General features: G+C 66.0%; 22 protein-coding genes. 9 read left to right on the forward strand and 13 right to left on the reverse strand.

The window, feature by feature from the left end; genetic code table 11:
* Positions 1-99: 99 nt before the first annotated feature.
* On the forward strand, positions 100-549 hold the full coding sequence (locus AB0I14_RS02495; RefSeq protein ID WP_358015368.1) for an STAS domain-containing protein: 450 nt from the start codon (positions 100-102) through the stop codon (positions 547-549).
* A gap of 177 nt (positions 550-726) precedes the next feature.
* Here AB0I14_RS02495 and AB0I14_RS02500 read toward each other — a convergent pair whose 3' ends face one another.
* Positions 727-2,184, reverse strand: a complete 1,458-nt coding sequence (locus AB0I14_RS02500) for a DUF1254 domain-containing protein (protein ID WP_358015371.1) — start codon at positions 2,182-2,184, stop codon at positions 727-729.
* 33 nt (positions 2,185-2,217) lie between these two features.
* On the reverse strand, positions 2,218-4,575 hold the full coding sequence (locus tag AB0I14_RS02505; protein WP_358015374.1) for an arylsulfatase: 2,358 nt from the start codon (positions 4,573-4,575) through the stop codon (positions 2,218-2,220).
* A 135-nt stretch (positions 4,576-4,710) separates the two neighbouring features.
* Here AB0I14_RS02505 and AB0I14_RS02510 point away from each other — a divergent pair, with 135 nt between their 5' ends.
* The 3 genes from AB0I14_RS02510 to AB0I14_RS02520 all read left to right on the forward strand — a co-directional run bounded on the left by AB0I14_RS02510 (position 4,711) and on the right by AB0I14_RS02520 (position 6,573).
* Positions 4,711-5,727 (forward strand): AraC family transcriptional regulator ligand-binding domain-containing protein, encoded by a 1,017-nt coding sequence (locus AB0I14_RS02510; protein ID WP_358015377.1) that lies wholly within the window; start codon positions 4,711-4,713, stop codon positions 5,725-5,727.
* A 133-nt stretch (positions 5,728-5,860) separates the two neighbouring features.
* Entirely contained in the window at positions 5,861-6,259 is a 399-nt protein-coding gene (locus AB0I14_RS02515; protein WP_358015380.1) for a heme-binding protein, read from the forward strand.
* Positions 6,256-6,573 carry a hypothetical protein gene (locus tag AB0I14_RS02520; RefSeq protein ID WP_358015383.1) on the forward strand — a complete coding sequence of 106 codons (318 nt, stop codon included), beginning with the start codon at positions 6,256-6,258 and terminating at the stop codon, positions 6,571-6,573. The genes AB0I14_RS02515 and AB0I14_RS02520 overlap by 4 nt, the downstream gene beginning before the upstream one ends.
* Positions 6,574-6,594: 21 nt before the next feature.
* On the opposite strand, the gene AB0I14_RS02525 is transcribed toward AB0I14_RS02520, so the two are convergent.
* Together AB0I14_RS02525 and AB0I14_RS02530 are read right to left on the reverse strand one after the other, a co-directional pair.
* Positions 6,595-7,806, reverse strand: a complete 1,212-nt coding sequence (locus tag AB0I14_RS02525) for a CoA transferase (protein ID WP_358016724.1) — start codon at positions 7,804-7,806, stop codon at positions 6,595-6,597.
* Between the two features lie 71 nt (positions 7,807-7,877).
* Positions 7,878-8,675 (reverse strand): alpha/beta hydrolase, encoded by a 798-nt coding sequence (locus AB0I14_RS02530; RefSeq protein ID WP_358015386.1) that lies wholly within the window; start codon positions 8,673-8,675, stop codon positions 7,878-7,880.
* Positions 8,676-8,774: 99 nt separating this feature from the next.
* Here AB0I14_RS02530 and AB0I14_RS02535 point away from each other — a divergent pair, with 99 nt between their 5' ends.
* Together AB0I14_RS02535 and AB0I14_RS02540 are read left to right on the forward strand one after the other, a co-directional pair.
* Positions 8,775-10,664, forward strand: a complete 1,890-nt coding sequence (locus AB0I14_RS02535) for an acyl-CoA dehydrogenase family protein (RefSeq protein WP_358015389.1) — start codon at positions 8,775-8,777, stop codon at positions 10,662-10,664.
* A gap of 92 nt (positions 10,665-10,756) precedes the next feature.
* On the forward strand, positions 10,757-11,134 hold the full coding sequence (locus AB0I14_RS02540; protein ID WP_358015392.1) for a hypothetical protein: 378 nt from the start codon (positions 10,757-10,759) through the stop codon (positions 11,132-11,134).
* Positions 11,135-11,143: 9 nt separating this feature from the next.
* Here AB0I14_RS02540 and AB0I14_RS02545 read toward each other — a convergent pair whose 3' ends face one another.
* Entirely contained in the window at positions 11,144-12,598 is a 1,455-nt protein-coding gene (locus tag AB0I14_RS02545) for an NAD-dependent succinate-semialdehyde dehydrogenase (RefSeq protein WP_358015395.1), read from the reverse strand.
* 24 nt (positions 12,599-12,622) lie between these two features.
* Positions 12,623-13,969, reverse strand: a complete 1,347-nt coding sequence (gene gabT, locus AB0I14_RS02550) for a 4-aminobutyrate--2-oxoglutarate transaminase (protein ID WP_358015398.1) — start codon at positions 13,967-13,969, stop codon at positions 12,623-12,625.
* 112 nt (positions 13,970-14,081) lie between these two features.
* Between gabT and AB0I14_RS02555 the strand changes: the two genes are divergently transcribed.
* Positions 14,082-15,560, forward strand: a complete 1,479-nt coding sequence (locus AB0I14_RS02555; RefSeq protein WP_358015401.1) for a PucR family transcriptional regulator — start codon at positions 14,082-14,084, stop codon at positions 15,558-15,560.
* Between the two features lie 4 nt (positions 15,561-15,564).
* On the opposite strand, the gene AB0I14_RS02560 is transcribed toward AB0I14_RS02555, so the two are convergent.
* From AB0I14_RS02560 to AB0I14_RS02575, 4 genes are read right to left on the reverse strand one after another with little or no spacing between them, the layout of a single operon-like run.
* The gene (locus tag AB0I14_RS02560; protein WP_358015404.1) at positions 15,565-16,362 is read right to left on the reverse strand and encodes a thioesterase family protein; all 798 of its coding nucleotides are present in this window, start codon (positions 16,360-16,362) and stop codon (positions 15,565-15,567) included.
* A gap of 36 nt (positions 16,363-16,398) precedes the next feature.
* Positions 16,399-17,550 carry an acyl-CoA dehydrogenase family protein gene (locus tag AB0I14_RS02565; RefSeq protein ID WP_358015406.1) on the reverse strand — a complete coding sequence of 384 codons (1,152 nt, stop codon included), beginning with the start codon at positions 17,548-17,550 and terminating at the stop codon, positions 16,399-16,401.
* Positions 17,550-18,773 carry an MFS transporter gene (locus tag AB0I14_RS02570; protein WP_358015409.1) on the reverse strand — a complete coding sequence of 408 codons (1,224 nt, stop codon included), beginning with the start codon at positions 18,771-18,773 and terminating at the stop codon, positions 17,550-17,552. Before AB0I14_RS02570 ends, AB0I14_RS02565 begins: the two co-directional genes overlap by 1 nt.
* 38 nt (positions 18,774-18,811) lie before the next feature.
* Positions 18,812-20,026: a cytochrome P450 gene (locus tag AB0I14_RS02575; RefSeq protein ID WP_358015412.1), complete on the reverse strand. Its 1,215-nt coding sequence runs from the start codon at positions 20,024-20,026 to the stop codon at positions 18,812-18,814.
* A 103-nt stretch (positions 20,027-20,129) separates the two neighbouring features.
* Here AB0I14_RS02575 and AB0I14_RS02580 point away from each other — a divergent pair, with 103 nt between their 5' ends.
* The gene (locus AB0I14_RS02580) at positions 20,130-20,753 is read left to right on the forward strand and encodes a helix-turn-helix domain-containing protein (protein ID WP_358015415.1); all 624 of its coding nucleotides are present in this window, start codon (positions 20,130-20,132) and stop codon (positions 20,751-20,753) included.
* 40 nt (positions 20,754-20,793) lie between these two features.
* On the opposite strand, the gene AB0I14_RS02585 is transcribed toward AB0I14_RS02580, so the two are convergent.
* The 3 genes from AB0I14_RS02585 to AB0I14_RS02595 form a co-directional block, all read right to left on the reverse strand.
* Entirely contained in the window at positions 20,794-23,685 is a 2,892-nt protein-coding gene (locus tag AB0I14_RS02585; RefSeq protein ID WP_358015418.1) for an MMPL family transporter, read from the reverse strand.
* Complete coding sequence (locus AB0I14_RS02590; RefSeq protein ID WP_358015421.1) at positions 23,682-24,098, reverse strand: MmpS family transport accessory protein; 417 nt, start codon at positions 24,096-24,098, stop codon at positions 23,682-23,684. Before AB0I14_RS02590 ends, AB0I14_RS02585 begins: the two co-directional genes overlap by 4 nt.
* Positions 24,099-24,319: 221 nt before the next feature.
* Positions 24,320-24,931 (reverse strand): sigma-70 family RNA polymerase sigma factor, encoded by a 612-nt coding sequence (locus AB0I14_RS02595; RefSeq protein ID WP_358015424.1) that lies wholly within the window; start codon positions 24,929-24,931, stop codon positions 24,320-24,322.
* Positions 24,932-25,320: 389 nt separating this feature from the next.
* Between AB0I14_RS02595 and AB0I14_RS02600 the strand changes: the two genes are divergently transcribed.
* Positions 25,321-26,733 carry an NCS2 family permease gene (locus AB0I14_RS02600; RefSeq protein WP_358015427.1) on the forward strand — a complete coding sequence of 471 codons (1,413 nt, stop codon included), beginning with the start codon at positions 25,321-25,323 and terminating at the stop codon, positions 26,731-26,733.
* Positions 26,734-26,876 lie beyond the last annotated feature (143 nt).

Below are 26,876 nucleotides of genomic sequence, written 5' to 3' on the forward strand. Positions count from 1 at the left end.
GCTGGCTCCCCGCCGCCTTAGATTGCCCGCATAACGTCATGAACAGGTTGACGCGACGGAGCTCAGCCAGAGCTCAGGAAAGACGGCGGGAGGCTGATCATGACATTCACGAACAACACCCCGGCATTGGATCGACACTTTCGGTACGGGAACTCGGCAGTCATCTGCGAGGGCGCATCGATGCGTGCGCAATGCCGCCAGCTGGCGACAGTGGTGACCGTCAAGGGAGATGTCGACAGCAACAACATCGACCAGATCGCGTCGTATGTGAATCGGTTCATTCTTGCGGAGAAGCCGTTGGCGCTCGATCTGAGTGGCGTGAACAGCTTTGCACCGCACGCGATCTCACTGTTCTACGACATCGATGAACGATGCGGCGCACTCGGTGTGGACTGGGCGGCAGTCGCCAGCCCGTCGGTCGTCGCCGAGATCCACCGCCAGCAGGTGGGCGTCCCGCTCAGCTCGTCGGTGCCCGAAGCCCTGCATCACTTCGCCGAAGGCAATACGGCACGCCGCCGGTTGCTGCCCCTGCTTACCAAGAGCGCCTGAGAGAAAGGCCAACGCAATGTTGATCGATGTCCGCTGGTTGTCCCGCCTGCTTCGACACCGTCATCGGGCGGTGCACGTCTGATTCATCGCTGAACGCGACAAAAGCGAGATGGCTGCCAGACCTGGTCTGGCAGCCATCTCGCTTTTTGTTTGGCAGATGCCCTGGCAAGTCCCTTGTCAGGAAACCTTCTTGACCGCCGGCGGCTTCCACGTGCCGTCGATGATCGACGGCGCGGTTTCCTTCGGCCAGTACAGACGCAGCATCAGGTTGAACTTGCCGGCCGGCGCGGGCAGCCAGTTGGCTTCCTTCCCCGGGCCGGGATTCTCGTGCTGCAGATAGAGGTCGACCGACCCATCCGGGTTGGTGACGAAGGAGTTCCGCTGGCTCAAGGTGTACCGGTTGAGCGGATTGTCGACGAAGAAGAAGCCCTCGTCGTACATCGTCAATGACCAGAATCCATTGACGGGCGGGAACTGACCCTTGTCGAAGTGCACCGTGTACCTCTCGGCGCCGTTGTAGGTCTGGCCGTCGGCATCGGCTTCCGAAGTCGGGTAAACCGCATCCTGGGGCCGGTTGGCTCCCAGCCCGATCGCGGTGATCACGGCGCGCTGCAGATAGTCGGTTCCGTACTGACCGGTCTGGGTGGTGAACCGCCAGCCGTTGACATTCTCCAGTTCTTTGAAGCGGGCCATGATCTTGTCGACCCCTTCCTTGGGAACCGACTGCAGGGCCGCGGCGACATCGGAGCCGAGCTTGTTGATGTCGAACTTCTCCCCGGGGGCGATGCCGAGCTTGGCCATCTTGTCCACGATCGGCTTGTCTGCCTCGGCGGGCGGGTTGTCCTTCATCAAGGTGGCCATCAGATTGAAGTAGTCCTCGGTGCTCAGGTTGTTGACCTGATCGCGAACCGGGGTCTTCATGTCGATGGCCGGATCGACCTTTCCGGCCGGCGGGGTGTACGGCTTGCCGTACGAGCTGAGCGGCACCAGCGAGATCTCGTCCTGCAGCTTGTGCACGGCGGCGTAGTCCTCGGGCGTGCCGTCGCAGTAGATGCGGCCCAGCAGCCACACCGTCGAGGTCGGCGACTTGTACTCCTTCACCCCGGCGGGCAAGGTGCCCTTCCAGCCGGGACCCGTGATGGCATAGGTCTGCGGACCGGTGCCCGTGGTGCGCTTCCCGGGTACCTCGAACACGTTGGTATAGCCATCGAGCATCGGGAACAGGTAGTAGCGGTCGCTTGCCTCCGGCAGGCTCAGCACCCACGGCTCGTCCTTGACGTCGACGAATCCGTTGACGTACAGCGTGTCGGCGTTGGGTGCGGTGATGTCACGGAACTGGGCGTTCGGGTACTCACGCATCCGCATCAGCTGCCCCATCGGGGCGCGGGGAGATTCGATCTTCTCGACGTTGGTCATCACACGTCGCGTCATCTCGACGGTAACCAGGGAGTAGCCGTAGACGTACGCATCCATGGCGATGGCCTTGGCCTCGTCGTGCGTCAGCTGCCCGGTCGCGGCCTGGTCGGATTGGTCAGATTTGTCGGGCGACGACGGCGAACATGCCATCGTCGCCATCATCAACATCGCGGTACCGAACGCAACCAGCCATCTGGCCGTCCGGCGATCATTCTTCACGAAAGGTCGTTCCTCTCTTGGTTTTTCTGCCGACTAGGTGTAAGCGACGTGCACGCGGTGGATACGGCCCTCAAAGGGGAACGGCGCGCGCTCGCGGTAGTCGAGCGACACCGGTGAGCCGAGGCAGGTCCCGATATCCAGGCAATCGTTGGCGGTGAACAGCAGCGGTGCGCTGACCGGGACCTGGCCACTGGCGAGCGTTTCGCCGTTGCGCACCACCGCGATGTCGAGTGGGCCGGCCGGGCGTGGGTCCGCGTAGATGGTTGTCACGGTGAGGGTGGCACGACCCGGCGGAACCTTGCCAGCAGAGCGAATCTTGGTGCGCTGCAAGATGAACAGGTTGTACTCGTAGCAGAGGTAGCCCTCGTCCAGGTACAGCGTCAGCCCTCCCGCCGCGGCGCCGAGGGCGTACAGCACCCCGTTCGCGTTGGCGGGGATGTCGACGTCGATGGTGACGACGTTGTTCTTGTTGCCGAGCGCCGGTGCACAGAACTCCGGCATCCGAATGGTGTCGGCCGAGAACTCCCACTCCTTGTAGGGCGGCGCGATACGCAGTTCGGGGTGATACACCGGCACCCACAATCCACCGCCGATCGGCAGCACCTCATTGCGGGCAGCCTCGACCATGAACATCTCCCGCATCTGGGCCAGCTTCTCGGGCTCTTCAGCAGCGAGATCGTTGGCCTGCGACCAGTCTTCGTCGAGGTGGTAGAGCTCCCACACGTCGTTGTCCGGGGTCCAGGTGGCGATCCCCTGCGGCTGGCCCGGCACCCACGGCAGCCGGGGCCCGCGCGCCGAGGCCATCCAGCCGTCGTGGTAGATGCCGCGGCTGCCCATGATCTCGAAGTACTGGGTCTTCTTGCCGCCGGGCGCGTTCCGGTCCGCCAGTGTGCGGGCGAAACTGGCTCCCGCCAGCGGCATCTGCGGTTCCCCGTTGACCATCTGTGGCGGTGCGATACCGACGATGTCGTAGATGGTCGGCACGATGTCGTTGCAGTGCAGGAACACATCGCGGGGCGCGGGTTCGGCGGTGATCTTGGCCGGCCAGCGCACCGCCATCGGGTTACGCGTGCCACCCAGGTGGGACGCAAGCAGTTTCATGCCCTTGTACGGGGTGCTGCCGGCCCACGCCCACGCAGCGTGGTACTGGTTGTCGACCAGCGGCGAGCCCAGGACGTCGAGGCCACCGAGCTCGTCGAGAGCGTCGATGTGCTGGCGCACGGTGGTGGGAATCCCGTTCTGCGCCAACAGTTCGGCGATGGTGCCGTTCTGCCCCTCACCTGAGGAACCGTTGTCCCCCCAGATGTAGAGGAACAGCGTGTTGTCGGCGTAGCCCAGCGACTCGAGCTCGTCGGCGAGTCGGCCGACCTGTACGTCGACGTGCTCGGCGTAGCCCGCCGCGACTTCCATCAGGCGGCGCTGGAACGGTTTCTCATCCTCGGGGATGTCGTCCCAGGACGACATCGCCTCATCGCGTTCGGTGAGCTCGCAGTCCTGCGGGATCCAGCCCTTGTCCTTGGCGCGCTCGAAAACCCGCTGCCGGTAGGAGTCCCAACCGTCGTCGAATTTCCCGGCGTACTTGTCGGCCCATTCCTTCATGATGTGGTGCGGGCCGTGCAGGCAGCCGCTGGCCCAGTACATGAAGAAGGGCTTGTCGGCGTTGAATGCCTTGTGCCTGCGCAACCACGAGATGGCGTCGTCGGCCAGATCCTCGGACAGGTGATAGCCCTCTTCGGGTGTCCGCGGTGGCGGGACGACGGTGGTGTTGCGCACCAGGTTCGGCTCGTACTGCGACGCCTCCCCGGCGAGGAAGCCGTAGAAGTACTCGAAACCCAAACCGGTGGGCCAGTTCTCGAACGGCCCGGCCGCAGTGGTCTCTTCCGCGGGGGTGTTGTGCCACTTGCCGAACGCCGAGGTTGCGTACCCGTACTGCTTGAGCACCTCGGCCACGGTGGCGCTCGACCGCGGAATCTTGCCGGCGTAGCCGTCCCAGTCGTTCGCCAGTTCGGCGATCTGGCCGTTGCCGATCTCGTGGTGGTTGCGGCCCGTCAGCAGCGAGGCGCGCGTCGGCGAGCACATCGCCGTGGTGTGAAAGCGGTTGTACGACACTCCTTCAGCGCAGATCCGGTCGAGCGTCGATGTGGTCACCTCACCGCCGAAGGTCGAGGGCAGGCCGGGTCCGGCGTCGTCGATGAGCACGATAACGATGTTCGGCGAGTCCTCATGTAGTCGCTTCGGGGTTACCCGCGGGTCATACGTCGACTCCTGCAACGTGCGGCCCGCGACACTGCCCGATGGGACCGGCGGGAACGGCAAAACACCGCCGTCCGGTAGTACTGCCGCAACCAACTGGTCACCCTGCACGTCAGACACCACGCCCCTCTTCTCCATAAGAACTGGGCTGTGCAGCCGACCACTGGTGGGGCAAGCCGCGCAGCCGTTTCACCCCGACCCGGGCATCTACTGTGCAGCAAACTGCCAGCTTCTGTCTTGACATTCCGGGACAAATCTTTGACATTGTGGGACATGGCCGTGATTCGGGGCACGGCACTCACGAATTTTCACCAACTCGTCGCCGAACTCGGCGGAGATAGTCACGCACTGCTCGCCGCCGCCTGCATTCCCTACGACGATGCCGGTCGCCACGACCGGTTCATCTCCCTGCCCAACGGGGCCCAGATGCTCGAAGACGCTGCCGCCGTGCTCGAAACGCCGGATTTCGGGCGGCGTTTGGCGCTCCGCCAAGGCATCGACATCCTCGGCCCGGTCGGGCTGGCGGGTCGCAATGCCGCCACGGTTGCCGAAGCCTTCATGATTTTCGACAAGTTCATGGCGGCCTACAGCCCGTCGATCACCGCCCGGGTGACCACACATCTCGACCCGGATCTGCGGCGCTTCGAATTCGAGTACGTCCTCGACCCGTCACCTCCGCAAGCCCAGGCCGTCGAGCTGTCGCTGGGAGTCACGCTGCGGGTCCTACGGCTGTTCCTCGGTGCCGACTACCGACCCGTCGCCGTGCACCTGCCGCACCCCGCCCTGACCCCCGCCGACGACTATCAGGGCTACTTCGGTTGTCCGCCCAGCTTTTACGAACCGGTCGCAGGTTTCACCCTGCGCACCACCGATCTCCAACGGCCGTTACCCACCGATCAGCTTGCCCACCAGACCGCGGTCGACTACCTCGCCAGGGTCATGGGCGAATCCAATTCGACGACGAGCCAACTGGTGCGCAGCCTGGTCCGCCAGATCCTGCCCACGGGGGCGGTGGGCCTGATCGACATCGCCCGTCACATCGGCCTGCACCCCAAGGCCCTGCAACGGCGTCTGCTCGCCGAGAACGCCACGTTCGCCGACCTCGTCGACCAGACGCGTCGCGAGACGGCCCAACGCCTGCTGCTCGACACCGACCTCAGCCTCGATCAGCTCTGCCATCAACTCGGCTACGCCGAGCAGAGTGTCCTCACCCGCTCCTGCAAACGCTGGTTCGGCACCACTCCGACGGCCTACCGCAACGCCCGGCACGCGGCACCGCCGCGACCCTAAACGCCGACGCAGCAAGCCAAGCCACGTCCTTGCCGAGCGAACGATTCGTCGCGCACACCCCGTCCCACCTGCTACAGTTCGGCCCGCCGGGCGATGCAATCGGCACCTGCCCGCCTCGGGAAGGAGTCCCGCTGTGTCCCGCACATTGACCACCGCGCGCTACGGAATGGTGCCCGCTTTCGCCGCCGGTGCCGTCGGGGTTGTCGGCATCATCGGCGCGCTGCTCACCTCCGTGACAGCGGCCGCCGAGCCGCCACCGCGCCCACCAAATTGCACGGCCGCCGATCTCGCCGGCATCGCCTCCGGAGTCGCCGCCGCAACCTCCACGTATTTGTGGACCCATCCGGACGTGAACGATTTCTACACGAATCTGCACGGCCGCCCACAGGAAGAAGTGCCGGACGCGACCCGTGCCTTCTTCGACGCCAACCCCCAGGCCCACGCCGACATGGTCGGGATCCGTCAGCCGCTGACCGATTTCCGCGCCCGTTGCGGGATCAAGCCCCCTGATCAGCCCCTAGGACAACGATGAACACCCCAACGCCTCGATCATCATGGCTCCGCGCGGCCACGGTCGCGCTCGCCTTCACCGCGCTGCCCGGCGCCATCGTCCTGGCCGCCCCGGCCGGGACCGCCAACGCAGACGTGTGCGCGACTGCCGGACGCCGGATCTCGGTCGGCGGGTGCGTCAACATCGCCGACGCCGTCGCCCCCTACGTTCCACCGCCGGCCTACTACGCCCCCCTCCCGGAGGACGTGCCACCGCCGCCGCCCCCGCCGGGTTCGAACGTCAGCGGCTGCATCGGCTACAACGGCCGATGGGTCCATGCGGGCGGTTGCAACTAGCCAAGCCAGCCCGGGCCGGGCTCAGGCGATCGCGCCCGAGTCCTTGAGCTCTTCGATCCGGTCCCAGTCGATGCCGAGCTCCATCAACACGATCTCGGTGTGCTCGGAGGCCTGGGGTGCCCGGGTGGTCTCCAGCGGTTCGTGATTGAACTGCACGGGCCCACGCACGACCTTGAACGGCTTACCCCCGTCGGTGGCTTCCACCTCGACGATCATGTCGTTGGCCACAGCCTGATCGTCGCCGGCGAGGTCGACCAGGCTTTGGAACGGCGCCCACTGCCCCTTCATCGTCTTGAGGTGCTGGCGCCAGTACTCGAACGGCTTGCTGCCGATCGCCTTGGCGATGAGTTCGACGCCCTCCGAGGCGTTCTCGATCAGCGGCAGCACGTCGGAGAACCGCGGGTCATCGGCCAGCTCAGGCAGACCGAGGTGTTCGAAGGCGTCCCGGATGTAGCCGGTCGGGCTGACGATGCACAGGTTGATGGTGCCGCCGTCGGAAGTCCGGTAGTTGGCCATGAAGGGGTTCACCGAGGTGGCGTCGTCGGGCATCAGCGAGCGCATCGTCTCACCGGTCTCCATGCCCTGGGTGACGCTGGCGCCGGCCGCCCACCACGCCGTGCTCAGCAGCGACACGTCGATCTCGCAGGTTTCCCCGGTCCGCTCGCGGTGGAACAGGGCCGCGGAAATGCCTCCGGCGATGTTCATCCCGCCGATCGAATCGCCGAAAGCCGGAATGCCCTGGGACAGTGCACCGTTGATCGCCTCGGGGGTGAGCGCGTGCCCGACACCGCTGCGGGTCCAGAAGGCGGTGCCGTCGAAGCCACCGGTATCGCGCTCGGAACCCTTGTCGCCGTAGGCGCTGCCGCGGGCATAGATGATGTTCGGGTTCACCGCACGGATGTGCTCGACATCGAACTTGTTCTTCTGCCGTTGGGCGGGAAGGTAATTGGTCAGGAAGACATCGGCCGTCTTGGCGATCTCGTACAGCACCTCCTGCCCGCCGGGGGTCGAGACGTCGATACCCACGCTGCGCTTGCCGCGGTTGGGGTGCTCGATGAGCGGATGCCGGTTCGGGTCGAGTTGGAACCCGCCCATGTTGATGAAGCCCCGCTGCGTGTCCCCGCGCACCGGGTGTTCCACCTTGATCACGTCGGCACCCCAGTCGGCGAGGATGGCCCCCGCCGCCGGTACGAAGGTGAACTGCGCGACCTCGAGCACCCGCACGCCCTGCATGACCTTGATCAACGCGGCTCCTAACCGTTGGACTTACGGTAAGTGTAGCGAGACGGCTTCGGCCCATGTGGTCACGACTGCACTCCCGAGAGGAATGCCGCGACGTCGGTACCGAACCGCGGATCACGGGTGACGGTGTGGTGCATGCGGTTGCGGTACATCCGCAGCGCCGAGCCCGGGATTGCGTCGGCAGTTCGCCGCGCCAGGTCGGGCGGATACAGCCGGTCCCGGTCTCCGGCGATCACCAGCGTCGGCGCGGTGATGTCGGTGAGTCGCCCACACAGATCGAAGGTGTCTTCGGCCAGCAGCATCGCGACCATTCCATCCGGATCCTCCGGCCGCGGTGCCAGTGCCATCAGGCCGGCCATCATGCGCTGCGCCAGCCAGGAGTCGGCCGTGGCCGGGCTGAGTGCGGCCTCGGCCCGGCGGTACTGGCCCCGCGCAAGCAGGTCTGCGTAGCGGCGCTGCATCCGACGGCCGTCGTCACCGAGCCGGCACGCCGCGGCAGCGACGACCAACCGGCGCACCAGCCCGGGATGGTCGGCGGTGAGTTGCAGGGCGATGCTGCCGGCGGTCGACACCCCGATGACGTCGACCGGATGACCGAAGCCGTCCTCGATCGCCTCGGCGTAGTGGGTCGCGAGCTCGCTCATCGTCAGTCCGGGCGCCAGGCCCGGGCGGCGCCCGACCGAGTACACCGTGAAGTGGCGGGCCAGGGCCGCCAGCGAGCGTTGCTCGGCCCAACGGGTCAGCCCGGCCGGATTGTCGCTGGAGGGCATCACCGGGCGGATGGACACCAGGGGCGGACCCGCTCCCGCGGCGATATAGGCCATGTCGCCGCGGAACGCACCGGTGCGCGGGTTGGTCACGGAGTCATGTTCTCAGCCGTGTGATCGGACGGATAGCGGGTATTCCTCCGCCGACAACAGAGTTACCGTCGAGTAGGGCCCAACACACGGAGGCCGGCGATGACCGCTACCGGAGAAGTCAACGAACGACAGGCCAGGCAGGTCGCCGAGGAGGCGCGGGAAGCGCAGTGGCACCAACCCAGCTTCGGCAAGGAACTGTTCCTCGGAAGACTGCGGCTGGATCTGGTCCATCCGCACCCTCGTGGTCCGGCCGAGGCGACGGAGCGGGGTGAGGCCTTCCTGTCCGAGCTCCGGCAGTTCTGCGAGACGCAGATCGACGCCGCGGTGATCGAACGCGACGCGCAGATCCCGGACAAGGTGATCCAGGGCCTGAAGGCACTCGGCGCGTTCGGCATGAAGATCGGCACCGACTACGACGGTCTCGGCCTGTCCCAGGTGTACTACAACAAGGCGCTCGCCCTGGTCGGCTCGGTCCATCCCGCACTGGGCGCATTGCTGTCCGCACATCAGTCGATCGGCGTACCGCAGCCGGTGTCGATGTTCGGGACAGCCGAGCAGAAGCAGACCTGGCTGCCACGGTGCACGCGGGAGATCAGCGCATTCCTACTCACCGAACCCGACGTGGGCAGCGACCCGGCCAGGTTGCACGCCACCGCCACCCCCGACGGCGACGACTACCTGCTCAACGGCGTCAAACTATGGACCACCAACGGGGTCATCGCCGACCTGTTGGTGGTGATGGCCCAGGTGCCGGCGAGTGAAGGGCACAAGGGCGGCATCACCGCGTTCGTCGTCGAGGCCGATACCCCTGGCATCGTCGTCACCAACCGCAATGCATTCATGGGGTTACGCGGCATCGAGAACGGCCTGACCAAGCTGACCGACGTGCGGGTGCCCGCGGCGAACCGCATCGGTCGCGAAGGTGAAGGCCTCAAGATCGCCCTGACCACGCTCAACGTCGGACGGCTGTCGCTGCCTGCGGTGTGCACCGGAACGGCGAAGTGGTGTCTGAAGATCGCCAGGGAATGGTCGAAGGAACGCGTGCAGTGGGGCCGGCCGGTGGGTGAGCACGACGCGGTGGCCGGCAAGGTGGCGTTCATCGCGGCCACCGCCTACGGAATCGAGTCGATGGTCGAACTCGCCAGTGAGCTCGCCGACGCCGGCCGCACCGACATCCGGATCGAGGCCGCACTGGCCAAGCTCTACGGCTCGGAGATGACCTGGCTGATCGCCGACGAACTGGTGCAGATTCGTGGCGGCCGTGGCTTCGAGACCGCCGAGTCGCTGGCCGCGCGCGGCGAACGCGGTGTGCCCGTCGAGCAGGTCTTGCGTGACATGCGGATCAACCGCATCTTCGAAGGTTCCACCGAGATCATGCATCTGATGCTCGCCCGCGAGGCGGTGGACGCCCACCTGTCGGTGGCCGGCGACATCATCGATCCCGACGCCGACCTCAAGCACAAGGCGAAAGCGGCCGCGCAGGCCGGTAAGTTCTACGCCCGCTGGCTACCCACGCTGGTCACCGGAAAAGGCCAACTGCCAACATCATTCACCGAGTTCGGCCCGCTCGGCGAACACCTGCGCTATGTCGAACGGGCCAGCCGCAAGCTTGCGCGCAGCACGTTCTATGCGATGTCCCGGTGGCAGGGCAAGTTGGAACACAAGCAGCGCTTCCTCGGCCGGATCGTCGACATCGGGGCGGAGCTGTTCGCGATGACGGCGGCCTGCGTCCGGGCTCGCAGCGACGCACCGGACTCCGCGGTCGAGCTCGCCGACGCGTTCTGCCGCCAATCGCGGGTGCGGGCCGAGCGGCTGTTCACCGAGCTCTGGGACAACAGCGACGACTCGGACCGAACGTTGGCGCATAACGTGCTCGGCAGCCGGTACACGTGGCTGGAGGGCGGGATCATCGACCCGTCGATCGAAGGGCCGTGGATCGCTCAGGAGGGCGGTGACGTGACGGAAGACGTGCACCGGGTCGTCCGGTGAACGTAGTCCGGTGAAGAAAGTACTTGCGCACGTGAACAAGTCACCTCCGAACGCTTCCTGACAACCCGGCACGCTCGTAGACTCAATGGGTTATGACGACCCCGTCGAACGCGCACGGCGGATGGGCACAGTGGCCGCATTCGATCGATGCGCTCGATCACCGTCTCAGCCGCCGGCAGGCACGTCAGATGAGTCGGCGGTTCGCCGGGGTCGGCGTGGGCATCGCCGCCGCCCGCCTTCGCGAAATATCCTGCGGCGCCCCTGCTGCCGACAGCGAGCTGGAAGGCGTCGAATTCGCCGTCGTCGCAGATGAACTCATGCACGACGCGCGGATCGCGAAGCTGGCCCACGGCAAGCAGCTCTGCGCGTCGTGGTTCGTGATCGTCATCATGGGGCTGATCATGTTCAGTTCGCTGTTGTGCATGGTCGTGCTGATGTTGAGCCTGATGCAGCACTCGGCGCCGTTCTGAGCGGACCGCTCAGTCGAACGCCACGCTGAAATACTGCGTCTCCTGGAACTCCTCAAGGCCGACACGTGCGCCTTCGCGACCGAGGCCGCTCTGCTTCATCCCGCCGAACGGGGTCGACGGGTCGGACACGACGCCCCGGTTGATGCCGACCATGCCGGCGTCGAAGGACTCGGCGAGCCGCACCGCGTCCTGTAGCCGGCCGGCGTAAACATAGGCAGCCAAACCGTATTCGGTGTCGTTGACCCAACGCAGGAGATCCGCCTCGTCTTCCCACACGACCACCGGGGCGACAGGTCCGAAGATCTCGTCGGCCAGGATCGCGGCATCCGGGGCAACTCCGGTCAGCAAGGTGGGAGCGACGAACCAGCCCTCGGACGGTGTCTGCGCCTGCGCGGCGATCACCGCGCCGTCGGCCACCGCGGCATCGATCGCGGCCGCCACCCGCAGCGCTGCGCGCTCGCTGACCACGGGACCGATCTGCGATGCCGGATCCGACGCGGAGCCCACCCTCAGCGCCGCAACCTCGGCGCCGAAGCGGGCGACGAACTCGTCGGCCACCGAAGCGTGCACGTAGAACCGGTTGGCCGCGGTGCAGGCCTGACCGCCCCCACGGAACTTGGCGATCATCGCGCCCGCGACGGCCGCTTCGACGTCCGCGTCGGCAGTCACGACGAACGGGGCGTTGCCGCCGAGTTCCATGCTGGCGTTGACGATCCGGTCGGCGGCCTGCTTGAGCAGCACCCGGCCGACGCCGGTGGAACCGGTGAAGGACACCTTGCGGACCCGGTCATCGCTCAACCAGTTCTCGACCACGGCGGCGGCATCGGTGGTGGGCACCATGTTGACCACACCGTCGGGGACGCCTGCGGCGGACAGGATTCCGGCGATCGCCAGCGCCGTCAGGGGCGTCTCGGCGGCCGGTTTGAGGACGACGGTGCATCCCGCGGCCAGCGCGGGGGCGATCTTGCGGGTCGCCATCGCGGCCGGGAAGTTCCAGGGCGTCACCAGCGCGGCGACCCCCACCGGCTTGTGCGTCACCAACGTCCGGGTGCCGCCCGCGGGGCTGACACCGTAGGCCCCGTCGGTCCGCACCGCCTCCTCGGAGAACCAGCGGAAGAACTCGGCGGCGTAGCCCACCTCGGCACGGGCATCGGCCTGCGATTTGCCGTTCTCCGCGCAGATCAGGGCGGCCAACCGCTCGATGTCGGCGACCATCAGGTCGAACACCCGGCGCAGGATGTCGCTGCGTTGCCGCGGGCTGGTCCTGGCCCAGCCACCGAAGGCCCGATGCGCGGCGTCGACTGCCGAGCGGGCATCGGCAACGGTGCCGTCAGCCACTTCGGCGATGGTCAGCCCGGTGGCCGGGTCATGCACCTCGAACGTGGTGGCGGCACCGCGGGCCTGCCCGTTGATGACGATGCCGTGCTTGGCGTCGAGTTCGGCGATCGCGTTCTGCGTGTTCACAGCGTCTCCCTGGGTCGGCAGCGGTCAGCGGGTCTCGGCGAAGATGCCGGCCAGGATGTCCAGCCCTTCCTCGAGCAGGTGGTCGGGCATCGACAGCGGCGGCAGGAATCGGAGCACGTTGCCGTAGGTCCCGCAGGTCAGCACCACCAGCCCCTGGGCATGGGCAGAGGTGGAGACCTGCTTGGCCAGGTCTGCGTCGGGTTCGGTGGTGCCGGTCTTGACGAGTTCGACGGCGATCATGGCGCCGCGGCCGCGGACCTCGCCGATCCGCGAGTCGACGGCGGCCATCGCGGTGAGGCGACCGACCATGGTCTTCTCGATCTGCACCGCACGGGCGAGCAGCCCGTCGCGCTCGATGGTGTCGATGACGGCAAGCGCAGCGGCACACGCGATCGGGTTACCGCCGTAGGTGCCGCCGAGGCCGCCGGCGTGCGGCGCATCCATGATCTCGGCGCGGCCGGTGACTGCCGACAGCGGCAGGCCACCGGCGATGCCCTTGGCGGTGACGATCAGGTCCGGCACGACATCGTCGTGCTCGACGGCGAACATCGCGCCGGTACGGGCGAAGCCCGACTGCACCTCGTCGGCGACGAACACCGCACCGTTGTCGGTACACCAGTTCTGCAGTGCGCGCAGGAATCCCGGTGCGGGAACGATGAATCCGCCTTCACCCTGAATGGGCTCGATCACGACGGCGGCGACGTTGTCGGCGCCGACCTGCTTGTCGATGAGGTCCAGGGCACGGGCGGCCGCGGCGGAACCGTCGGTCTCGCCGTCACGGAACGGGAAGGACGTCGGCACCCGGTACACCTCACCGGCGAACGGCCCGAAACCGTTCTTGTACGGCTGGTTCTTGGCGGTCATCGCCATGGTCAGGTTGGTGCGGCCGTGGTAGGCGTGGTCGAACACCACGACGGCCTGCCGGCGGGTGTAGGCGCGTGCGATCTTGACGGCGTTCTCGACGGCCTCGGCGCCGGAGTTGAACAGCACGCTGCGCTTGTCGTGGTCGCCGGGGGTGAGCCGGTTGAGCTCCTCGGCCACCCGCACATAGCCCTCGTACGGCGTGACCATGAAGCACGTGTGGGTGAACGCGGCGACCTGCTCGGTGACGGCCTCTACGACGGCGGGTGCGCTGTTGCCCACAGTGGTGACGGCGATGCCGGAGCCGAAGTCGATGAGCTGGTTACCGTCGGCGTCGACGAGGATTCCGCCGCCTGCGGCCACCACGTAGACGGGCAATGTGGTCCCGACGCCGCCGGCCACCGCAGCGGTCTTGCGTGCCTGCATTTCCCGGGAAACCGGGCCCGGAATGGTGGTGACGAGCCGGCGTTCCTGGGCGATGGCCGCACCCGCGATGTCAGCGATGGTCACGTGTTCCTCCTGCTGCTGGCGGTTGTTTGTCCTCACGCTAGGCAACGGTCGGCGCCGACGGCAGGTCTGAAATGCACATTTACCCCACTAGATATTGTGCAACACTGGCAGCATGGTCCTGGTCGGCGATCTCCTGGAAGCGCCCGCACTCGGGCTGCGTGCAGTCCAGGTCTGTCGCCCCGACGCAGCGGTCCGCTGGGTGGCCACGAGTGAGCTCGCCGACCCGGGGCCGTTCCTGGAAGGCGGCGAGATCCTGCTGACCACCGGCCTGGAAACCGGCAATTGGCACGACCAGTGGGATGGCTACGTGCACCGGCTCGGCGACGCCGGCGTGGCGGCCGTGGGGTTCGCCGTCGGACTCACCCACGCCGAAACGCCACCTGAACTGGTCGACGCCTGCCGACGACACCAGGTGAATCTGTTCGAGGTGCCGCGGCTGACCACGTTCGTCGCGATCAGCCGATACGTCGCGCACCTGCTGGAGGAGCAGGAGTCCACCGCCACCCGCGAGTCGCTCAAGACGCAGCGCAAGCTCATCTCGGCCGCGGCCAAACCGGATCCTGTCGTTGCGGTCATCACAGCGCTGGCCGCAGCGCTCGACGGCGCGACGTGCCTGATGAATCCCGACGGCCGCGTCGTCACCGGCCCGGTCGGCACCCGCCGCACCGAGTTCCCGCTCGATGAGGTCGCCGACGACGTCAAGAGGCTTCAGGTACACGGCTTACGTTCGGCTGCAGCGCAGTCCAATCCGACCACCTCTGTGTCGGTGCACCCCATCGGGCTGAGCGGGCGGGCATCGGCCTATCTGGCCGCCTTGATGCCGGCCAGGGCGTCGGAAGAACAGCGTCAGGCCGTGACGACCGCGGTGGCCCTGTTGGGGCTCATCGACGAGCAGGACCGCAGCCGTGCCACGACCCGACGGCACCTGCACAGCCGCGTGCTGGAGCTTCTCGCCGAAAGTGACGTCCGCACCGCACAATTGGTGTTGGAAGTGGACCAGGCGGCGCTCGAGCTGCCGAAGCACATTCGCTTCCTCCGCGGCCTCGGAGACGAATCCGCCATCGAGAACGCGGTAGCCGCCCTAGAGCGGCGCGGGATCCTCGCCGGGGTCTACGCCGGTGAACTGTGCGCGGTCACCGAGCCGTCCCGTGCCGTAGCGACCGCTTCCCGGTTGGCCGCGGACGGACTGCTCGTCGGCGTCGGGAATTCGGTCGTACCCGGTGACGGCGAGACCGGCTACCGCACTGCCGGCCTGGCGCTGGGCCAGGCCACCGACGTGTCCGGCGCGGTGGTGTGGGACCGGGTGATCGACAACGGCCCGCTCGGTCTGATCGATCCCGAGAAAGCCACCGCGTTCGCCGAATCCTGGTTGCGCGGGCTCGATACCGAGCAGCTGGAAACCCTGCGTTGTTTCCTGCGCCACCACGGATCCCGGCTCAAGGTCGCCGAAGAACTCGGATTGCACCGCAACACCGTGCGCAATCGTCTCGCGGCCATCGAGACGGTGCTGCCCGGGAAGCTCGACGATCCGCAGACCCGGGTAAGCGCCTGGATCGCCCTGCAGTCGGTCCCCGAGGACCGCCGGCCGTGAAGTCTCAGGCCTTGAAGTAGACGAACTGGTGGCTGGTGGACAGCAGTGCGCCGGTGCGGCCGAACAACTGCGCAGTCTGGTCGAAGTAGCCACCGGAGTACTTGTGTGCCCGCGCCGTCCCCAGCACGAAGTCGTCCCCCTGCGCGGCGAGCAACTCGTCGTCGGCGTGGAAATACACCGTGATCGACACCGTTCCGGCCGGTACGAACTGGCCGTGACGCAGAAACACCCGCGGATAGAAGATATCGCTCACCGCGGCCAACGCGGCGAAATCCATTGGCCTGGACGGCTTGTTCCGCACCCACAGGGTCGTGGAAGAACTGGCCGATGCGGTCGGTTCACTGCCGATGGCGGGCATCCCCCCGTCGACGAAGCGCATGTCGTAGTTGTCGAACCACACCACGCCGAACGGCAGGACCGACGCCTCGATGTCCTCGGGTGCCGGGACCTGTGGCGCGATGATCTCGGTGTCCGACCATCCCTGGCGACGCAGCCCGAATACCGCGGTGGCGCTGGTCTTGACCTCGCCGTCCTGGCTTAGTTCGACGATCCAGTGCTGATTGGATCGGTTGGTCCGGACGATTCGCGTGAGGATGTCGAACTCACCGTCGGCGATCGGCGCCACGTAGTTCACCGTCAGGGCGATGGGCTGGCCGTGCCGTTTCGGGTGCAGCTCGACCGCCCGCAGCATGGTGGCTGCGGTGATACCGCCGAACGGGCCCACCATGTTGGCCCACTCGGGGATCGTCCGCCCGCGCAGGAGATCGTCACCGGATGATTCGAGCTCGAGGGCGTTGTCCATGGGATGCACCCGGCCACAGTACCGACGCGGCACCGCTCACTTTGCGGGCGAGTAGTTCGGCCGGCCCAGCCCCAGCGCCTGCTGGGCGATCATGTTGCGGAATACCTCAAGGGTGCCACCGTAGATACCGGTGGGGCCGGCCAGCCGGAAGACGTACTCGGCACCGCCGTCGTCTGCGGCCCCGGTCGCGCCGACCGGCAGCGCACCGGCCGATCCGAGTAGGTCCATGAGGTCCGGGGATACGTCGCGCATGGTCTGGGCGATCGCTACGCGGCCGTACATGTCGGGACTGCTCAGGGCCGCTTCCAGCCGGGCGATGCCCCGGCCCAACCGGTAGCGCGACGCCGCGTCATCGGGGGCAACGGCCGCGACGTGGTCCACCGCCTCGGCCATCAAATTGATGTGCTCGGTCATGGTGGCCAGCTTCTGCAGACCGCGCGTCTCGCGTTCGAAGGTGCCGTGTTCGAGTTCGAGGGCACCGCGCAGGACCGTCCAGCCGCCGTTCACCTCACCGACGCGGTAGCGGTCGCTGACCCGGACGTCGCTGTAATACGTGATGTTGGTGCGGTCCCCGTCGACGGTGCGGATCGGCTGGATCTCGACGCCAGGGGAATCCAGCGGCACCAGGAACATCGTCAGGCTCTTGTGCTTGGCCGCGGACGGATCGGTGTTGGTCAGCAGGAACACGTACTGGGCGTTGTGCGCATTCGAGGTGAACATCTTGGAGCCGTTGATGATCCAGCTGTCCCCGTCCCGCACGGCGCGGGTCTTGCAGGTCGCGACATCGGACCCGCCTTCAGGTTCGGTGTAGCCCAGGCACAGCCGCAGCCGCCCGTCCACGACACCCGGCAGTACCTCGTCGAGAAGTTCGGCCGAGGCGAACTTCTCCACGGTGTGGGCGACCATGGCGGTCGTTCCCCAGTGGAACCAGGGGGTGTGTGCGCGGCCGATCTCCAGTTCCCAGATGCGGCGCCGGACCGCGCTGAATCCGCCGTCGGCCTCGGCCTGGTAGTCGCCGGCCAGATACCCGGCCTTGCCCAGGGCCAGATGCACTGCCTCGTCGAAGTTCTCGCCGGTCTCGCGGTCACGCTGGATCACCTCGTCGGTGACGACGCGAGCCAGGAATGCCCGCAGCTCATCACGGAAGGCCGCGTCCTCCTCGGCGAGCTCGACATGGGAGAAGTCCATCAGGACACCGTGACACTTTCATCGTCATTTGTAAATACGACCTGTCCACGTCGGAGTAGCAACAGCACCGCGCCACCGATGAACGCCGCGACTCCGGCCAGCACCAGAAACCTGTCGAAGCTATTGGTGGCGGCCAACATACGACTCAGCACCACCGCGCCCAGGGCTGACGAAACCCCGATCACCGCGGACAGAATGCTGAGGACTGTGCTGTACACACCCAGGCTGAAGTGGCGTGCCACCAGGTAGGCGATCACATCGCCTTCAGCCCCCCAGGCCGCGCCGAGACAGCAGACGGCCACGGCGAGGACACCGATGGCGTCCCACGGCGACGCGATGAGCAGGCAGCCGAGACCCGGCAGAGCCATCGCCACCGCGGCAACCGCCTGCGCAGGCAGCCGATCGAGCGCCACGCCGCACACGAAACGGCCGATGATGACGGCGACCGCGAACACCGTGATGAGCACCGCGACATCGCCGCCGGCCCCGGCGTCGCCGAGCATGATCCCGAGCTGGGTGGTGGTGACCGAGTGGTACAGATTGCACAGCAGCACGCCCAGCAGCAGGATCCAGAACACCCTGCTGCGCCCGATGGCGCGGTAATCCTTGCCGGCCTTGCGTTCTCCCGCGATCGAGGCCGCATCTCCGTTGCGCCCGGGCACGAGCATCAGGGCGGTGACACCGATGACCGCGATCGTGACGGCGATGGCCACGCACCCGGCCCGCCAACCATGTGTGCGGTTGATGGCATCGACCACCGGAGCACCGATCGCACCCAACAGGGGCGGGCCCGAGATCGCGATGGCCAGGGCCAGACCCCGGGCCGTCCGGAAACGCGTCGCGACCAGTCGGCTGTAGATCGCCGGCGTCGTGGTCACCCCGAGCGCGATGAGGGCGACGTTGATCATGAAGTACTGCCAGATGGGTCCGGACATCATCGCGTACGCGATCCAGCACGCCGGCAGTCCGACGACGCCGATCGCGGCAATGCGGCGCACCCCGAACAGGTCGGCGAGGCGGCCGTAGAACGGCAGGAACACGAACGTGAGCAAGGTGATCGCGCCGGTCAGCGCGAAATCCGAGCGGCTCCACCCGAACGCCGCCAGGAACTGCGGCCCCATCGCGGCGTTCGTGTAGGCGCTGAGGCTCAGACCCGCACTGAGACCCGCGGTCGCGGCGGCCAGCGGTTGCCAATTGGTCCGGAGTTCGCCGAAATACGTCATATTGCTGTCAGTTGTACAGCCGGATGCCGCGCCGGCGGTCACCAGGTGACTGGCAGCTCCACGACACCGTAGATCTCCTTGTCGTTGTGGAATCTCAACTCTCCCGGCGCGACCGCCAATCGCAATCCGGGCAGTTTGCGCACCAACGCGGCCAGGGCGATCTGCAGCTCAGCCCGCGCAAGATTCTGGCCGAGGCACTGATGCACGCCGTAACCGAAGCCGAGATGCCCTCGGCTGTTGCGATTTACGTCGAAGGCATCGGGCTGATCGACGAAGCCGGTGTCGAAGTTTCCCGCCGGGAGGTTCATGAGAACCGTGTCACCGGCCCGGACGAGCTGCCCGCCGATGACGACATCCTCCCGAGCGACGCGGTCGACGAGGCTGTGCACGATCGACAGATAACGCATCAGCTCCTCGACGATGCCGGCCACCACGGCTGGGTCATCGGTCTCCCGCAGGCGCGCCGCAGCGTCGGGATGCTGCAACAGGGCCAGCGCGCCCAGAGCGATCATGCTGGCGGTGGTTTCGTGGCCGGCGGCCAGCAACATCTGGCCGTTCATGGCGGCGGTTTCGCGGTTGAGTTCACCCGTGGCGACATGGTCGGCAATCAGCCGACTCATCAGATCGTCACCCGGTTCCCGCTCCTTGCGGGCCACCAGGTCGAACATGTAGGTGAACAACGCCAGTTGGGCTTGAGTGCGCTCCTCCTCTGATGCGTTCGAGTCGAGCCCGGCGGCACTCTGCTTCTGGAAGAACTCGTGATCCTCGTACGGCACCCCAAGTAGCAGACAGATGACCAGCGACGGCACCGGCAGCGCGAACTTGCTCACGAGGTCTGCAGGCGGACCGGCCGCGATCATCTCGTCGAGGAAGCCGTCGACTAACTCCTGAATCTGCGGCCGCATTGCCTCTGCTCGCCGGAAAGTGAAGTCCCTGGTCAACATTCGCCGCAGCCGCTGATGCTCGGGATCATCCAGGCGCGGGAAGATCAGAGCAATCTCACCACTCTCGGTCGGTACGCCGTACAGCCCCGTATTGGCACTGAGCCGTTCGTCGACAAGTGCCGCCCGGATGTCCTGGTAGCGACTGATCATCCATACCGGCTTTCCCTTCCAGACTGCCGCCTGAAGCCCCTCGGCCTCCCGCCATCCGGCGAACGCAGGGGCGGGCGCCAATGGGCATCCGTCGGCGCGTGGAGCGGGGATCGAGGGAAGTTCGGCTTCCACCGACGCTTCGGGACTGGGCATGGTCATCGGCGATCCTCGCAATCTCCGGGCGTCAACTGGCAGTCAGCTGCCACTTCTGCGAGGTTAGAGCGAGCCTATCTGACAGTCAACTGTCAGATAGGCTGATGCCATGTCGACAGCCGAACGCCCGCTGCGCACCGATGCGGCACGCAATGCCGACCGCATCCTGCGAGCCGCACGTGAGGTGTTTGCCGAGCTCGGCCCCGATGCGCAGATCGACACGATCGCCGGCCGCGCCGGAGTTGGTGAGCGAACCCTGTACCGCAGGTTCCCGACGAAAGCCGACCTTCTGCGAGCCGCGCTCGATCAAAGCATCGATGAAAACCTCTCGCCTGCAATCGAAAAAGCGCTCGCCCGAAAGGATCCACTACGCGGGCTGACCGAACTGATCGAGGCCGCCACTGCACTGGGCGCCGCCGAGCACAACATCCTCGCTGCAGCCAGGCGTGCCGACGCGCTGGCCAACATCGCGGATCGCCTCGAAGCCGCCATGCGCGAACTCACGAACCGAGCCCAGAAGGACGGCCTCGTTCGCGGCGACCTTGTGGCCGAGGATCTGCCGAGGATCGTTGCGATGCTCAACAGCGTCCTGTGGACGATGGATCTCGGCAGCGACGGCTGGCGCCGTTACGTGGTGCTGATCCTGGATGCCATCACCACGCAGCAGCCCCGACCGCTCCCCGCTGCCGCACCCCTCAATCACCCTAATTCACTGGACAATTGGCCGATGTGACCGGCACTGCGGCAGATCGACGAACTAGTGACGTACGAATCTAGCTCGTCGGTACCGGAATCGCCGTCGTGTCCTCATCGTCGGCACGGGGTGTACGCGGCACAGGCTTCCGGAAGTGGTTGTCCCCGCGGGGATACACCACTTGCGGCCACCAGAACCACCTGCCCAGCAGCGTGGCGATCGACGGCATCAGCAGCGAGCGCACGATCAAGGTGTCCAGCAGCAGGCCGATCGCGATCGTCGACCCCATCTGCGCCAGCACGACGAGGTCGCTGCCCAGCATGGCCGCCATCGTCGCCGCGAACACCATGCCCGCCGAGGTCACGACACCGCCGGTGCCGCCCATCGATCGGATGATGCCGGTCTTGAGGCCCGCGTGGATCTCTTCCTTGAACCGCGAGACCAGCAGCAGGTTGTAGTCCGATCCGACAGCCAACAGGATGATCACCGACATCAACATGACCAGCCAGTGCACGTGGATGCCGAACAGGTCCTGCCACAACAACACTGAGATGCCGAATGAGGCTGCGATCGAACTGGCCGCGGTTCCGACGATCACCAGGGCCGCCACAGCGCTGCGGGTCAGGATCAGCATGATGACGAAGATCAGTGTCAGTGCCGATACCACCGCGATCATCAGGTCGTATCGGGCTCCGTCGCTCATGTCCTTGTAGGTTGCCGCGACGCCGCCGAGATAGATCTTGGCGTCCGACAGCGAGGACATCTTCAGGCCCTCCTGCGCGGCGGTGCGCTCGGCGTTGACCCGCGCGATACCTTCGGGCGTCGCGGGATCCGTCTGGTGGGTGATGAACATCCGCGCCGACTTGCCGTCGGGCGACAGGAACATCTTCAGGCCCCGCTCGAAGTCGGGGTTCGTGAACGCCTCCGGCGGCAGGTAGAACAGGTCGTCGTTCTTGGCCTGGTCGAAGCTCTCACCCATGGCCAGGGCGGTGTCGTTCATCGCCTGCATCTGGTCGATCAGGGCCTTCTGCGAGTTGTACGACGCCAGCGACAAGTCCCGGCTGGTCTTCATCGACGCGATCGACTGCGGAAGCAGCGCAGTCAATTTCGGGGCAAGATCGGCCAGTTGGTCGGTATTGACCTGCACCGAAGATGTCTTGTCGGTCAGTTCGTCGATCCCGTCGAGGGCATCGAAGACCGAACGCGTCGCCGAACACATGGGGATGTCGAAGCAGTGCGGCTCCCAGTAGAAGTAGTTGCGCATGGGCCGGAACTGGTCGTCGAAGTTCGCGATGTTGTCGCGCATCTTCTTGGTGACCTCGAGCAGTTCCTGCGACTTGGCCGCCGAGTCCTGAGTGAGCTTGGTCTGCTGGAGGGACAGTTGGTACTGCTGCTCCATGATGCCGATCGAGACATTCGTCGCGTCGATCATCCTGAGCTGGTCGGCCAACTGCTCCCGCTGGAACGGCAGGTTCAGATTGCTGGTCTGCCCCTGGATGGCGGTCTGGAACGGAATTGAGCTGTGCTGGATGGGAATACCGAGCGGGCGGGTGATGCTCTGCACCATCGCGATGCCCTCGGTGCGCAGCACGTTCTTGGCAACCCGATCCAGAACCAGCATGTCGGCCGGATTGCGCATGTCATGGGTCGATTCGACCATCAGGATGTCGGGGTTCATCCGGGCCTGGCTGAAATGCCGGTCGGCAGCGTCGAATCCGACGTTCACCGGCGCGTCGGCGGGCAGATACCAACGGTCGTTGTAGGCCGGCTTGAAACCGGGGATGGCCACCACGCCGATGAGCACCACAAAGGCGCTCGCCACCAGAATGGGTGCGGGCCAACGGACGACAGCCGTGCCGACCTTGTACCAGAACCGGCCCTTCTCGGGCTTCTTGGCCTCATACAGACCGACCTTGCTCCCGAGGAACAACACTGCGGGACCCATGGTGACCGAGGAGGCGACGACCACCAGCATGCCGATCGCCACCGGCGCTCCCATGGTGCTGAAGTACGGCAGCCGGGCGAAGCTCAGGCAGTACGTCGCCCCGGCGATCGTCAGGCCCGAGCCGATGATGACCGGGGACACCGACCGAAAGGTGGTGTAGTACGCGGTTTCCCGGTCCTCCCCCGCGCTACGTGCCTCACGATAACGGCCGAACAGGAAGATTCCGTAGTCGGTGGCGGCCGCGATCGCCAGCATCGTGAGGATGTTCCCGGCGAACGTCGTCAGCCCGTACACGTCGTGGTACGCCAGCACCGAGACCAGTCCGCGTGAGGCCAGCAACCCGACACCGGTGAGCACAAGCTGGATCAGCGTGGTGACGATCGAGCGGTAGACGATCAGCAGCATGATCGCGATCGCCAGGAGGGTGAACAAGGTGATCTTGCCCAGGCTGGCGTTGCCGATGACGTGCATGTCGTGGGTCAGCGCGGCCGGCCCGGCGACGTAGGCCCGCACGCCGGGCGGGGCCGTTGTTTCCCCGATGACGTCGCGGACCTTCTGCACACCTTCATTGGCCAGGGTCTGGCCTTGTTGACCGGCGAGGTTCACCATCACGTAGGAGGCCTTGCCGTCGGCGCTCTGCGCCCCGGCCGCCGTCAGGGTGTCGCCCCAGAAGTCCTGGATGTGCTGGATGTGTTCGGGATCCTCACGCAGCTTGCGGATGATCTCGTCGTAGTACTGGTGGGCGTCGGGCCCCAGGGCCCGCTCACCCTCCACCACGATCATGATCGTGCTGTTGGAATCGAACTCCTGGAAGTTCGTTCCCATCCGTTTCATGGCGATCATCGACGGCGCATCCTCGGGCGCCATCGGCGCCGAGTGTTCCTCGCCGACGATCTCGAGCTGCGGCGCGATCATGTTGACGGCCACGGAGAACGCCAGCCAGAACAGGATGACCGGCACCGCGAGGATGCGCAGGCCGTGGGCGATCAACGGCCGCTTGGGGTGTGCGTGAGCGGAAGTGGTCATGCGGACTTCACCAGGCAGTAGGTCTGGGCGTTGATGCCATCGGCTGATTTCTCCTCGCGGACAACGTCGTTCACGGTGACCCGGCAACCGATCTGGTCACCGTCGCTGCGGGCCATGAGGTTGGCGCTGACGGTCGGCAGTGTGGTCGACAACGTGACCGACCACGGCAGCGGCGCGGTCAGCGAATGCACCTTGGCGTCCGGATCGAAATAGCTGATCTGAGCCGTCGCCCCGGGCGGCCCGTAGACGTCGTAGACCAGGACCTTTGGATTGAACTGGACGATCTCGATGCCCGCGCCGGCGTTCGCGTTGAGATCTTCGGAGCCGAATACCCGGTGCAATCGTGAGACCACCAGGCCCGACACGGCGAGTACGACCACCAGAACCAACGGAATCCACCCGTGTTTCAACACACGACGAACAGCCCGACCAGAACTCACCGGTACCTCCCGACGATTACCCGAACCCGCCAATGGCGATGAGCCCCGGCGATCGGCGAATTAGTTCGAATAACTATGTACAGCGGGGAGGAACTTTACACCGCTGTGAGCGGGACCGCAGTCGGGGGCCCGGATGCTGGGAGCTTGCTGTCTGTTACCTGACCGACTCGACTCGGCCGGGCACCCCGACGCGGCTAGGCCGCTGTGCCGTCATGCGATGGACGATCGAGATAGCCTCGGGCGACTGCCATTTCAACCAGTCTCGAACGCAGCGCGTGGCGCCCGCGATGCAGTCGCGACATCACTGTTCCGACCGGAATCTGCAGAATCTCCGCAATCTCCTTGTACCGGAATCCCGCAACGTCGGCGTAGTACACGACCACGCCTTGCGATTCCGGCAATGCCCGCACGGCCTGGCGCACCTCGTCATCGCCCATAGATTCCAGGGCCGCCAGTTCCGCCGAGACCACGCCGAGCGGGAAGCGCTGCGCCACCTCCGCGAGTTGGGCATCCGAGAGTTCGTCGGCGAAGACTTCCTGCGGTCGACGCTGCGCGGTGCGGTACGCGTTGATCCAAGTGTTGGTCAGGATGCGAAACAGCCAGGCCCGGATGTTCGTGCCGTCCTGGTAGGTGTGAAAGCTGCTGTACGCCTTGACCATTGTCTCCTGAACGAGGTCTTCGGCGTCCACGACATTGCGCGTGTAACGACGCGCCGCCGCGTAGAGCTGGTCCACCAACGGCAGCGCGTCGCGCTCGAACCGTTCCGACAGACAATCGTCAATACTCACGCGCGCACCCGTACTCATAGGCATGGCCCCCGCTCCTGCCACTGCTCATATCGCTGGCCTCAGACACCTCGCCACTCGAAGCTATCCGGCGACGCACCCGATCCCCAGGGGGATTACCCCCGGATTCGGGGCGGTTTTCCACACCGCACCGATAGCGCCGAACTGTCATGTACGCAGCATGACACCTCAACCCAAGTTGAGGTCAAACGATTTTTCGGCGCCAATCCCTTTGCGGCTGTGGCCCTTCAACATCCCAATATTGACTCCACGGCAGATGACTCCGACAGTGTTGGGCTCCACAGGCTTCCCCGCACGACGGGATCGAGCCGGCGGTCACCGCCCGTACCACGTCGATCATCAGCGATACGACGGGAAACCAGACCGGTCCCGCCTTAGGCTCATCGCTTATGAATCGACTCGATCGCTTCTTCGAGATCTCGGCCCGCGGCTCAACGGCCCTCTCCGAGATCCGCGGAGGCCTGGTCACCTTCATCGCGATGGCCTACATCATCGTGCTGAACCCGGTCGTCCTCTCCGGCTCCGCCGACGTCGCGGGCAACAAGCTCGAATTCGCGCAGGTCTCGGCCACCACCTGTCTGGCGGCAGGCGTGATGACGATCCTGTTCGGGATCATCGCGCGGTTGCCGTTCGCGTTCGCCGCGGGTCTGGGCATCAACTCGTTTCTGGCCACGACCGTGGTGGGAACGGTCACCTGGCCCGAGGCCATGGGCCTCGTGGTGATCGACGGCCTGATCATCGTGGCACTGGCGGCCAGCGGGTTCCGCCGTCTGGTGTTCGACGCAGTGCCCATGCAGCTCAAGTTGGCGATCACCGCGGGCATCGGGCTGTTCATCTTGTTCATCGGACTGGTCGACGCCGGATTCGTCGGCTCGACCGGCCTGCCCTCTCCCCCGGTCGGTCTCGGCACGGGCGGGGTCGGCTCCATCAACACCGTGCCGACCGTTGTCTTCGTGTTCACACTGCTGGTCACCGGAATCCTGGTGGCCCGGAAAGTCCGCGGCGGCATCCTGATCGGTCTGGTCACCGGCACCGTGGTGGCCGTGATCGTCGAGGCGATCTGGCATCTCGGGTCGGCACACGACAAACCGGGAGGGTGGGGGCTGTCGGTACCGGCCCTGTCCGGCTCACCGTTCGCGCTGCCCGACCTGTCCCTCGTCGGCGACGTCAGCCTCGGCGCCTTCAGCCGGATCGGGGCCCTGGCCGCCATCATGCTGGTATTCACCCTGGTGTTCGCCAACTTCTTCGACGCGATGGGCACGATGACCGGGCTGTCCCGAGAGGCTGGGCTGTCCGACCCCCAGGGCAACTTCCCGCGGCTGAAATCCGCACTCATCGTCGAAGGTGCCGGTGCCGTCGTCGGCGGCTCCTCATCGGCATCGTCGAACACCGTCTTCATCGAATCCGGCGCGGGCATCGAGGAGGGCTCCCGCACCGGGTTCGCCAACCTCATCACCGGGGCGCTGTTCCTGGCGGCCATGTTCGTCGCGCCGTTGGCCTCGATCGTGCCCACCGAGGTCGCCGCCGCGGCCCTGGTGATCGTCGGCGCCATGATGGTCTCGCAACTGCGCCACATCGATCTCTCGGAGTTCTCCGTGGCCCTGCCGGTGGTCCTCACCGTGGCCACCATGGCATTCAGCTACTCGATCGCCAACGGCATCGGCGTCGGCTTCGTGGCCTGGGCGGTGTTGCGGTCCGCCGCCGGTAAGGCTCGCGAGGTCAGCCCGCTGCTGTGGGTCGTGGCCGCAGGCTTCATCCTGTACTTTGCCCGCGGCTGGATCGAGTCGCTCATCGGCATGTAGGGGCCGGTAGCCTTCTCCGACATGGGGATGAACTCGCCGATGAGCCGCTTGCGCGAAGAGAGACAAGGCCGATGAGCCGCTTGCGCGAAGAGAGACAAGGCCGATGAGCCGCTTGCGCGAAGAGAGACAAGGCCGATGAGCCG

This window comes from Mycobacterium sp. NPDC050441, from assembly GCF_040655355.1.
GTDB lineage: Bacteria > Actinomycetota > Actinomycetes > Mycobacteriales > Mycobacteriaceae > Mycobacterium.

Excerpts from the sequence above, each read along its gene's own strand:
- AB0I14_RS02495 (WP_358015368.1), top strand. The coding sequence starts at position 100 with ATGACATTCACGAACAACACCCCGGCATTGGATCGACACTTTCGGTAC.
- AB0I14_RS02505 (WP_358015374.1), bottom strand. The coding sequence starts at position 4,575 with ATGGAGAAGAGGGGCGTGGTGTCTGACGTGCAGGGTGACCAGTTGGTT.
- AB0I14_RS02510 (WP_358015377.1), top strand. The coding sequence starts at position 4,711 with ATGGCCGTGATTCGGGGCACGGCACTCACGAATTTTCACCAACTCGTC.
- AB0I14_RS02520 (WP_358015383.1), top strand. The coding sequence starts at position 6,256 with ATGAACACCCCAACGCCTCGATCATCATGGCTCCGCGCGGCCACGGTC.
- AB0I14_RS02525 (WP_358016724.1), bottom strand. The coding sequence starts at position 7,806 with ATGCAGGGCGTGCGGGTGCTCGAGGTCGCGCAGTTCACCTTCGTACCG.
- AB0I14_RS02535 (WP_358015389.1), top strand. The coding sequence starts at position 8,775 with ATGACCGCTACCGGAGAAGTCAACGAACGACAGGCCAGGCAGGTCGCC.
- AB0I14_RS02540 (WP_358015392.1), top strand. The coding sequence starts at position 10,757 with ATGACGACCCCGTCGAACGCGCACGGCGGATGGGCACAGTGGCCGCAT.
- AB0I14_RS02555 (WP_358015401.1), top strand. The coding sequence starts at position 14,082 with ATGGTCCTGGTCGGCGATCTCCTGGAAGCGCCCGCACTCGGGCTGCGT.
- AB0I14_RS02560 (WP_358015404.1), bottom strand. The coding sequence starts at position 16,362 with ATGGACAACGCCCTCGAGCTCGAATCATCCGGTGACGATCTCCTGCGC.
- AB0I14_RS02565 (WP_358015406.1), bottom strand. The coding sequence starts at position 17,550 with ATGGACTTCTCCCATGTCGAGCTCGCCGAGGAGGACGCGGCCTTCCGT.
- AB0I14_RS02570 (WP_358015409.1), bottom strand. The coding sequence starts at position 18,773 with ATGACGTATTTCGGCGAACTCCGGACCAATTGGCAACCGCTGGCCGCC.
- AB0I14_RS02575 (WP_358015412.1), bottom strand. The coding sequence starts at position 20,026 with ATGACCATGCCCAGTCCCGAAGCGTCGGTGGAAGCCGAACTTCCCTCG.
- AB0I14_RS02580 (WP_358015415.1), top strand. The coding sequence starts at position 20,130 with ATGTCGACAGCCGAACGCCCGCTGCGCACCGATGCGGCACGCAATGCC.
- AB0I14_RS02585 (WP_358015418.1), bottom strand. The coding sequence starts at position 23,685 with ATGACCACTTCCGCTCACGCACACCCCAAGCGGCCGTTGATCGCCCAC.
- AB0I14_RS02595 (WP_358015424.1), bottom strand. The coding sequence starts at position 24,931 with ATGAGTACGGGTGCGCGCGTGAGTATTGACGATTGTCTGTCGGAACGG.
- AB0I14_RS02600 (WP_358015427.1), top strand. The coding sequence starts at position 25,321 with ATGAATCGACTCGATCGCTTCTTCGAGATCTCGGCCCGCGGCTCAACG.